Here is a 9,543-nt window from a genome sequence, read left to right as displayed (position 1 = left end):
GCAACAACGCGCCGGGGCTCACGCTCGGCTTCGTCGCCGCGGTGATCGTGATCATGACCTGGCTGGCCGTCGTCTCGGTGCGCCTGTACCGCTCCATCCGCTGCTGCTGATCCCCCGCACCAATCGCAGAATACGGCCGATGTGTCCGGTGCTGACGCACCGGACGCATCGGCCGTTGGTCATGCCGCCCGCCACCGCGGCTGCTTCTCACCCGGCTTCAGCGTGCACCGCACTACGGACCAACCGGCGGATTCCAGTACTCCTGATCGATGAGACGGAACATGCAGCCGATGCAGCAGAGGATGACGAACAGCGCCACCGGGATGCCCAGAGCGAGCCACAGCAAGATCTCCCCTGTGACGTACCCGCCACCGTGCTCGTCGCGTTGACCGTGGCGGCCGCCGCCGAAGGCAGGTCCAGGCCCGAGCGCAGATGCTTGACGATCGCCGCCTCGTTGTAGCGATGACCGTAAGTTCGGCCCGTGTTGCGGTACCCGATGGTCAGCGTGAATTCCGGGGTGTGGAGCGCTCCGGGGCCGAGGTCGTCCTCGATCCGCTCGAGCTCCGCGTCGTCATACCGGAACGTGGCCACCACAACAGGGATCTTCTGCGTCGGGCCCCAGTCCTTGCGCTTGCGGGTGAGCTTCGCGGGGAAGTCGACCACCTCCTCCAGTTGCACGGCCTCCACCGGGTTGAGTCGATAGAGCGCCTGCAGCGCGACGCCGCCGCGCTGCGAGTACCCCAGCACGTCGGCGTCGCTCGATCCCCAGCCCGTGCGGCAGGGCGGCGTCGTCGGCGAAGCGCTCGTACGACATCGGTCTGTCGGTGCCCGGCGTGCGGCCGTGACCCTGCTGCTCGAAGACGACGACCGGGCGCTGAGGTGCGAAGGCGTCGACCCACTGCCGCATCGAGCCGGTGCCGAGGAACGCGCCGGGGATGAGCAGCAGCGGTGGCGCCGTTGACCTAGTAGTACAGGCGGAGCCCGTCGACCGGGAGGTGTCCGCTGCGCGAGGCCGTCATGCGCTACTCCTCAGCCAGCAGCCGGGCGGTCGGCAGTCGGCGCAGCGATCGTACCGGCAGGATCGCCGCCGCCACCGCCAGCAACGCGCCGGCGAGCGCGGCGGTGGCGGCGACCGCGTACGAGACCGCGGTCAGCTCGGTGCTCAGCAGTGCGGCGGTACCGAGCGCGAGGCCCACCCCGGTCGTCGCGCCGAGGACGCCGATGGCGAGCGCCTCATAGGCGGCCAGCCGGCCCAGCGGGGCATCCGCCCAGCCGACGGCGCGCAGCAGCGCGAACTCGGCGGCCCGCTCGCGGATGTTGACGTAGAGCACGTCGGCGACCGTGGCCGCGCCGAGCAGGGTGGTGAGGACCGCCGCGATGTAGTCCGTGCTCTGGACCTGCACGGTGATCGCATCGCCGAGGACAGTGCCGGAGACGCTGCCCCGGAAGGTCAGGTTGATGATCACCAGGAGGGTCAGCGAGGCGATGCCGAGGGCGAGGCTGACCGCGCCGAGGACGGTTCGCCCGGGCGCGCGCAGCACGTTGCCCATCGCCAGGCCCGAGACGCGGCGGGGTACTCGGCGGCGACGGACCAGTACGACCGCCGGACGAACCGCCGCTCCCGGGTCGGCCCGCGTCGCCCGCCAGGCCGGTGGCAGCGCCGCCAGCCCGCTCAGCAGCAGCGCGGCCGGGATCGCGAGCAGGGCGTAGTCGGCGCCGAGGGACACGCCGAGCAGGCGGGACAGCGCCAGCGCCAGGATGGTGCTGAGCAGGCCGGCGACCGCGCCGACGGTCACCGACTCGCCGGTGACGAGCGCGAACAGCCGCCAGCGGGTCCAGCCGAGGCAGGCCAGCACGCCGAGCTCGGTGGCCCGGGTCCGCACCGCCGCGCTGGCCGCGTTGCCGACTGCGAGCGCGCACGCGACGAGCACGAGGATCGCCAGCACCAGCGACTTGCGGTCCAGCGCCGACACGATCGTTGTCGCGACTCCCAGCCGGAGCCAGTTCTCCCGGACCGCCAGCGCGGGCCTTCCGAATGTTCCGGCCGGCAGCTGTACCGCCACCTCGCCCGCCGACGACCCGCCGGTGAGATCGACCCGCAGCCCGGTGGCCAGATGGATCTGGTCGGCGATGGCCCGCACCCGCTCCTGGGAGAGGGCGTCGATGCCCACGTCGCCGGCGACCCGGACCCGCACCATCGAGATCGGCGCGTCCTTGTTCACCCCGTGCTCGGCGTCGACGTTGGTGTACGGGTCGCGCTGGAGCTTGGACAGGGCCGACAGCGTGGTGAGCAGGTGCGGGCGCTGCCCGAGCGGCCCGGCGAAATCGGTCGTCGGCTGGAGCGCCCGGTCGCCCAGGGACCGCCGCGCCGCGGCATCGGACCCGGTCGCCTCGGCGCCGGCGTAGAGGTCGAAGGGCGGCCGCGACAGCTCCGGCCCGAGCTGGACCTTGGCCGGGTCGAAGACGCCGACGCCCCGCAGGAAGGTCCGCGCCTTTTTCGACTGGTCGATGCCGTGCCGGACGATGGTCCGGACGGGGTCGTCGGCGAGGCCCATCGGCAGCGGATTGCCCGCCGGATAGCCGTGGGCGACCTTGCCCCACTCGGCGCCGCTGTAGGGCACCACATCTGCGGTGCGGCCGGGGCCCGACAGCGTCATCGGGCTGGTCGTCCACCACTCGCCGACGACGGAGGTGCCCTCGTACGGCACGTACCGGCTGAGGTCGGTGACCGGGTGCGCGATCGCGTCGAGGAGGGCCGGGTACATGTCCTGGGCCGTGTAGGAGCGCGAGGCCAGCGGGGTGGCGGGCATGGTGTCGTAGTAGGGCACGGCGTTGTCGAGCCGCATCCCGGCGGCGGTCCGCTCGGCCGCGTCGCCGCCGAGGCGCTCGATCTCGATGCGCAGCTGCTGGTCGAGGTCGAGGCGGCTGGAGGCGAGGACCGGGATGCCGGCGGACTGGTCGGACTCGGGGAGGTACGCCCCGGAGGTCACCGACCCGTCGAGCCGGTCGAGCTTCGCCTCCTGCGCGGGGTCGACGGCGGCCAGGAGCAGCGGGATCGGGAAGAGCACCTCGACCTGGGCCCGCTTGACCGTGTTGGCGCTCGACGCCGGGTCGCGCGACCAGCAGTGCGCCTCCGTGCGGTCCTCCGGCGCGAGGGGCTTGACGTTTTCCTCGTAGCCGGTCTGGCCCTCGCACACGGCGGTGACGCCGTTCGGGCCGTGCTCGTGGACCTCGGGCGACTTCGGCATGTCGGCGTCCGTGTACATCTTGCCCTCGATCCATGGGTCGCCGGGCACGTACTCCAGGTTGTTCGGGGTGACGTAGAGGTACTTCGACCCGTCGGGGATGCTGCTCAGCCCGCGGTCGCCGGCGTAGGTCGGCCGCAGCTTCAACACCTGGCGCCCGCCCTGGTCGGCGTACTCGGTGAGGTCGACCGTGATCACCGCGGTCTGCATGACGTAGCCCGCCATCGCGACCGGCGCCGCCACCGACACGCCCTGGATGTCGAGGATTTGCCGCCACTGCGCCTCGTTGATCCCGCCGTAGGTCGAGCTGACCCGGTCGGTGCTGATCAGCCCGTCCTCGGTGGTGGCGGCCGGAGGGCGGACCAGGATGTCGTACATCGGCCGGAAGTTCGCCTGGACCGTGCCGTTGACTCGCACCTGCGAGCCGCGCGAGGCCGACGCCAGCAGCGCGAAGCTCGCGACGGCGACGGCGACGGCGACGGCCGTGGCGACCAGCCGACCGCGCCGGAAGCGCAGCTGCGCGAGGATGAGCGAAATCAACTGACCCTCCTGAGGGGAGCGAAACGGTAACGAATCGCGGCCAGGTCAACGAGCCGCGCCACCGTTCCTGCCCCGACCGCCGCCACCAGCCCGCACAGCGCTGTCTCGGCCATGCCGACCCTATGTACGCGCCCGAACCCGAGCGCCCCGACGGCGGCGGCGAGCAGGACGACATTTCGCCCGACATGCCGGGGCGCCACGGCATCGGCGCCGGATCCGAAGCAGTGACAGGCCAGTCCGGGCCGTTTCCGCAGTCCGCGAATCAGCACGAGGGTGAACGCCACCAGCAGCCTGGCCGCCAATGCCGTCCCCACCCAGGTGGGCGCCAGTTGCAGTCCGGCGGGGTGGATCTCCAGCCCGATGGTCCCGACGGCGCCGACCACCCGGAAGCGGACGGGCACCCCGCCGAGGCCCCACACCTTCGCGCCCGCGGAGATCACGAATACCCCGGCGATGAACATGTGCAGGCAGAGCGCCACGTAATCACCCGGTCGCCTCCGTCCCGCGCCATGGCGCAGGCCAATGGCGAGCTCCCGGGCCCCGCTCCGTGCCTCGACCCTTCATTGATAGCCGTCTTATGTCAAGACCTAAAATAGAGCCTTCACCTATCCCTGGCACTTCGGACAATGATCATCGCAAGTCCTTGGTCATTCCCGCAGGTCGACGGCGCGGCTGCCTATGGACGGGGCCGTGACGACACCGGACCTCCTGCCCTCCTACGCCGGCTTGGGAGCCCGCGACCGCGACCCCGGTTCCGGCCCCGGTCGCGACGCCGGGCCGGTCGGCGGCGTCCCGGGCGCTGGCCTGGATGGCGGGGCGCGGCGGGCGTCCTGGTCCTGGCGCTTGGCGCCGCCATCGCCGTCCGCCCGTCCGCCACCCCGGCGTGGAACCCGACCGGCATCACGCTCGCCGGCTGCCAGGCCCGCGTGGCCGCTCCGGACAACGTCCTGCACGGCACCGAGACCTGCGACTACCCGCAGGCGGAGAGTTCCCGCTTCGCCGACGCGCCGGCGGCCGACCCGAAGGACCCTGGCAGGACCGCCGTTGTGGTGCCGCCACCGGCGGGGGTGCGGGTGCGGTCGAGCGATTTGCCACCGGTGTTGGTGATGGGGAAGGCGGCCGGTCCCGCCGGGGATGGAGACGGCCGGGACGGGCCGGGGACGAGGCGGGCGGGGACCGCCGGGCTGCTGTACTTCGCTGCTGTACGGGCAGCAATAAGCCGTTTCCGGCGATCGGAAACGGCCCTTGAGCTGCGGTGGGCGATACTGGGATCGAACCAGTGACCTCTTCGGTGTGAACGCCGTTGCGTCCGCGCCTGACGTGCCCAAACCCCTTGCGCCGCAACGGTTCGAGGTTCACAAGCGTTCGTGGCTGTACACGGCTGTTCGCTCCCGCGACCCCCCTGTTTGCCCCCCAGGGATGGCTGGAACACAACTCCCGTCGGCTGCTCACGCCTCCACGATGTCGCCGGAAGCTTGGATTGCATCGACAAAGCGGCGGAAGACCGGCCATGGGATCGCCCAATTCCCGTGCATGGTCAGCGTCGCGCGGTCGGCAGGACCTGGCACGAATGGCCCGCTCGCCAGCTGAGCATCCGGGATCTGGACGTCGATGTAGTCGTTGCCCACGGCGTCCGGCTTGACCTCGTACAGCTCGTAACACCACGAGTCGTTGTCCCCGAAGTAGAACTGGTTGACCTCGTACTGCCGGTCGTCGCGCTGCCAGACGTTGAGGGTCAGGGGGAGCGCGGTGGCCTCGGTGGCGAGGTTCCGGTCCTCCGCCACCAGGTCACCAGTGGACTCCACCAGGCCGATGAACTTCGTCAGGATGGGCCACGGCACCTGGCCGCCGCCGGCGTGGACGAAGACGTGATGGGCCGGCTTCGGCGTGAAGGGACAGTCATCCGGAGTCGCGTCGGGGATGGAGATCGCGAGGTACGGGCCTGTGCCAGGGGCTCCGGTCAGACCGGTCAGCTCGTACTGCCAGGCACGGTCGTCCAGGCTGTATCCGGAGCTGACCTCGTACAGCTTGTTCTCGTGGAGCCAGACCTCCATCGGGCCATGATCGCAGAACTGATCAGCACGTGTCGTCACACATTCGTGCAGCAGCAGGGGCGGATAGGGCTGGAGGGCTACGAGCGCCGTCCCCTGACGCCGCGCGGACCAGCATCAGACAGCGACGCGGTCACCACCGGTACCAGGCTCTTCGCAGCGCCTGCTGGGTGGGGCAATAGTTAGACCCCTGAACGAATCAAGGGCCGTTTCCGATCATCGGAAACGGCCCTTGAGCTGCGGTGGGCGATACTGGGATCGAACCAGTGACCTCTTCGGTGTGAACGCCATAGCGGCGGCGCCTCACATGCCGAAACCCATTGCAGCGTAAGGGTCCTAGGTTCGTGAGCGTTCGTCGGCGTACGTGGCTGTTCGCACCCGTGACCCCCCTTTCCACCCCCTGTATCCAGGCTGGGACAGGGGGCTACGCGCCTCTGAGCGGCTGCGAGACGGCAGGAGTCCTTTCGGTTCCACGGGAAGAATGGATGCTCCACCGGGGCGCTGGCCCGTACAGGAGGCTGCTCCGGCGCAGCGACGCGGAATCCTTCGCGAAGGATGTCCAGCATCTCACCGACCTCGACAAGGCTGTCCACGCGAGAGTCGGACAGGACAACGGTCGTTGAAACAGTCCCCCGGGAGTGCTCACGACAGGGGGATCACGTACTGAATGAAGCCGCGGTTCTGCGCGACTTGGTCGTAGAGCCGCCGCGCTGGGTGGTTGTCGTCTCTGGTGTGCCAATACAGCCGATCGCAGCTGCGCTGACGAGCGTATTGTTCGACGGCCTGGATCAGCGTGCGGCCGACGCCCTGGCCCCGTGCGTCCGGGGCGGTGAAAAGGTCCTGCAGGTAGCAGACGTCGGGCGAGGTCGTGCTGGCGTGGACCAGGAAGTGGGCGATCCCGACCAGGCGTCCGTCGAGTTTGGCGCCCAGCGCGTTGATCCTGCTGCCGTGCTGGAATTCCTGCCAGGCCTGGTGGTACCGGTCGGCGGGCCACTGGCGTTCGTAGAAGGCGTGGTAGCCGCGGAACAACTCCTCCCAGGCCGGGCGGTCGTCCGCGCGGAGTGCGGTGACACTGATCATGCGACTCCCTTTCCCAGGTGCAGGCTGGCTCCGTCGAAGACGAAGACGAAGACGACGGCGGAGGTACGGGCATTCCTCCAACCGGGGTCCGGACAAGCCCAGTCGTCACGACCGCCGCAGCCAGCACGCTACGCCCGCAACATGAGCGGTTCGAGATCCAGTTGTTCGCCGGTGGTATGACTGCCGAGTGCACCGGCTCCGAGGTGTTGCCTCGATTTCCTCACACTGGAAGAAGTCGGCTGGCTGCCAGTAGCCCAGTTGCTCGCCGCTCGCGTGCTGGTTACGCCCATCCGGCGCCGGACGGTGTAGCCCTGGAGGGACGATCTGCGTGTCTGCCCACGTCCGGTCGTCATCAGCCGAGTCCGCACACGATGTCGGCCACCTTTCCGGGCATCGACAGAAACGGCGAGTGTGATGCGTCGAGCCCGAGAACGTGCGTCGGGTTGGCGGGGAAGGCCGCGTCGGCGTCGGCGATGAGACGTTCCTGCACGGCTGGCGGGATCACCACGTCCCTGTCGGTCTTGATGTAGGTGCGCGGAACCGAGCCCCAGCCATCGCAGGTGAGCCGGGTCGTGCCCAGGGCAATGCGCAGCGGGGCGTCGGGACTGAGCAGCGACATCGCCGCGTCGGCCAGCATCGGCTCGACGCCGCCGTAGAAGGTGTCGTACAACGCCTGACGGTAGCCGGGATCCGTCGAGCCGACATCCAGGCGCAGCGCCCCGACCGCCGCCGGATCGGCCCGCAGCGCTTGGGACAGTTGTGGTGTTTGCGCGTGCACGATCGCTGGGGTGTCCGACGCGGGCATGAACGCGGCCAGGTACACGGCGCGGGAGACGAGTTCGGGCGCCTGTTGCGCTGCTCGGGTGAGCGCCGTTCCGCCCATGCTGTGGGCGACCACGGTAACCGGGCGCCCACCGCCCAGCAGCTTGATCTGCTCCACCAGGAAGTCGCCGGCCTGGTCGAGGTCGACGCCGGCGACGGGTGACGGTTCGGTGGCCAGCGCCTGCGGGTTGAAGGGCCGGGCGGTGGCCGAGGCTGGTCGGCGGGCGCGCAGCCCGTGGCCGGGTAGGTCGACGGCGAGTCCGACACGGCCGGTGCGGGTGACGTGGGCAAGCACCTCGGTCCAGCACCATGCGGCGTGCCAGAAGCCGTGTACGAACAGCATCGGCGTGGCGGCCATGGAACTCCTTCGTCGCGGGAGGGACCTTGAGCCTGACGCCTACGTTTGTACCTGTCAACTCGGAGGCGTCAGAATGGCGGCATGTCGCTGCGCCATGCCTTGCTCGGCCTGCTGGAAGACGGACCCGCCAGCGGCTACGACCTGACCGCACGCTTCGAAAAGTCGCTGCACAGATACGTCTGGACCGCGCGACAGAGCCACGTCTACCCAGAGCTGAACCGAATGGCCGACGACGGCCTCATCGTCGTCAGCGATCAAGGCGCCCGCGGCCGCCGGACCTACATGATCACCGATCTGGGCCGGGCCGAACTGCGAGCCTGGCTGCTGGCTCCTGCCCGTACCCGCGCTGTCCGCGATGAACAGGTGCTGCGCATGTCGCTGCTATCCACGCTCACCGCCGCCGAGGCGCGCCAGCTCGTCCACCACTACCTCAGCGACGCCGAAAATGCCCACGCCGAACTGCTCGATATCGCGGCCGCGGCCGACGCCGAAGACCATCCGCGCGGACGGCTGCGCTTCGGTCGGCTCGCCATCGAGTACGGCATCCGCAGCTACCAAGCACAGCAGGAGTGGGCTCGCTGGGCCCTAGAACAACTGGGCACCTCCGCCGCAGGCGACTGAAGGGCCCGATCTCCGCAGCCCGTCTTCCCTCCGCCACCGAGTGCCTCGGGTTCACGTGCATCAGTGCACTCCTCCCTAGCCCACGGCAGCCACACATCCGTGAGCGCGGTTCGCATAGAGCAAACCGGACGAGCCTCCCGTTGTGACCGACTGGCTGCTGCCTGAAACGCGAAAGCCCAGCTATCGAGCCTGGCTCCAGGGATAGATCTAAATGTCTGAATTATCTTGGTCGTGGGCCTCGTCCGTGGCGGCGACGTCGATCTCGGCCCGGGCGGCGGCCAGCGCCCGGGCGTCGCGGCGGGCGGGATCGGGGGTCAGGTCGGTGGCCCAGCGCAGGAACGCGGCGGTCGCGGCGGCTCCTGCCCTGCGGTGCGCCCGGGTGGCCGGAGTTCCCAAGGCCGGCGGCGATACGCTCGTCCCGTTGCGTGGCGGCGCGGGCGCGGTACCAGGCCCGACGGTCGGGGTCGAGCTCGGGATCGGCGGCCGCGGCCAGGGCCCGGTGCGCGGCCCACCGGTCTGTCGACGACGCGGCTCTGGTAGGCGGCCGTGCGTACGAGCGGATGGCGGAACCGCACCCGGGCGCCGAACTCGACCAGCCCGACCGCTTCGGCCGGTGGCACCGCGTTTTCGGGGATCCGCTGGGCCTGGACTGCTCGCCAGAACAGGCCCGTGTCGCCGGTCGGGTCAGTTGCAGCGGTCAGGAGCAGTCGTCGGGTGTCCTGGGGAGGTGACCGGACCTGTTGCTGGAACGTCTTGTCGAGGTAGCTCGGGCGCTCCCGGTCGGAGCTTGCGGGATGAAGGACGGGTGAAGAGGATGGGTGGGCAG

Annotated in this window: 7 protein-coding genes; 1 reads left to right on the top strand and 6 read right to left on the bottom strand. The window is 69.9% G+C overall.

Annotated elements, in window-relative coordinates:
* Positions 1-207: 207 nt before the first annotated feature.
* The 6 genes from ABT297_RS22535 to ABT297_RS22510 form a co-directional block, all read right to left on the bottom strand.
* Positions 208-747, bottom strand: coding sequence for a hypothetical protein (locus ABT297_RS22535; protein ID WP_350552825.1), 540 nt, complete (start codon positions 745-747; stop codon positions 208-210).
* Positions 748-1,022: 275 nt separating this feature from the next.
* Complete coding sequence (locus ABT297_RS22530; protein WP_350552823.1) at positions 1,023-3,785, bottom strand: ABC transporter permease; 2,763 nt, start codon at positions 3,783-3,785, stop codon at positions 1,023-1,025.
* Positions 3,782-4,264: a MauE/DoxX family redox-associated membrane protein gene (locus tag ABT297_RS22525; RefSeq protein WP_350552821.1), complete on the bottom strand. Its 483-nt coding sequence runs from the start codon at positions 4,262-4,264 to the stop codon at positions 3,782-3,784. Before ABT297_RS22525 ends, ABT297_RS22530 begins: the two co-directional genes overlap by 4 nt.
* Positions 4,265-5,233: 969 nt before the next feature.
* A complete protein-coding gene (locus ABT297_RS22520; RefSeq protein WP_350552819.1) occupies positions 5,234-5,839 on the bottom strand; it encodes a hypothetical protein in 606 nt (201 codons plus the stop codon).
* A gap of 639 nt (positions 5,840-6,478) precedes the next feature.
* The gene (locus ABT297_RS22515) at positions 6,479-6,916 is read right to left on the bottom strand and encodes a GNAT family N-acetyltransferase (RefSeq protein WP_350552817.1); all 438 of its coding nucleotides are present in this window, start codon (positions 6,914-6,916) and stop codon (positions 6,479-6,481) included.
* A 352-nt stretch (positions 6,917-7,268) separates the two neighbouring features.
* Complete coding sequence (locus ABT297_RS22510) at positions 7,269-8,096, bottom strand: alpha/beta fold hydrolase (protein WP_350552815.1); 828 nt, start codon at positions 8,094-8,096, stop codon at positions 7,269-7,271.
* A gap of 81 nt (positions 8,097-8,177) precedes the next feature.
* Here ABT297_RS22510 and ABT297_RS22505 point away from each other — a divergent pair, with 81 nt between their 5' ends.
* Entirely contained in the window at positions 8,178-8,717 is a 540-nt protein-coding gene (locus tag ABT297_RS22505) for a PadR family transcriptional regulator (protein WP_350552813.1), read from the top strand.
* Positions 8,718-9,543 lie beyond the last annotated feature (826 nt).

It is taken from the genome of Dactylosporangium sp. NPDC000555, from assembly GCF_040300025.1.
Classification (GTDB): Bacteria; Actinomycetota; Actinomycetes; order Mycobacteriales; family Micromonosporaceae; genus Dactylosporangium.
This window is presented reverse-complemented; position numbering and strand designations above follow the sequence as displayed.

Coding starts and splice junctions, on each gene's coding strand:
- ABT297_RS22520 (WP_350552819.1), bottom strand. CDS start 5,839: ATGGAGGTCTGGCTCCACGAGAACAAGCTGTACGAGGTCAGCTCCGGA.
- ABT297_RS22515 (WP_350552817.1), bottom strand. CDS start 6,916: ATGATCAGTGTCACCGCACTCCGCGCGGACGACCGCCCGGCCTGGGAG.
- ABT297_RS22510 (WP_350552815.1), bottom strand. CDS start 8,096: ATGGCCGCCACGCCGATGCTGTTCGTACACGGCTTCTGGCACGCCGCA.
- ABT297_RS22505 (WP_350552813.1), top strand. CDS start 8,178: ATGTCGCTGCGCCATGCCTTGCTCGGCCTGCTGGAAGACGGACCCGCC.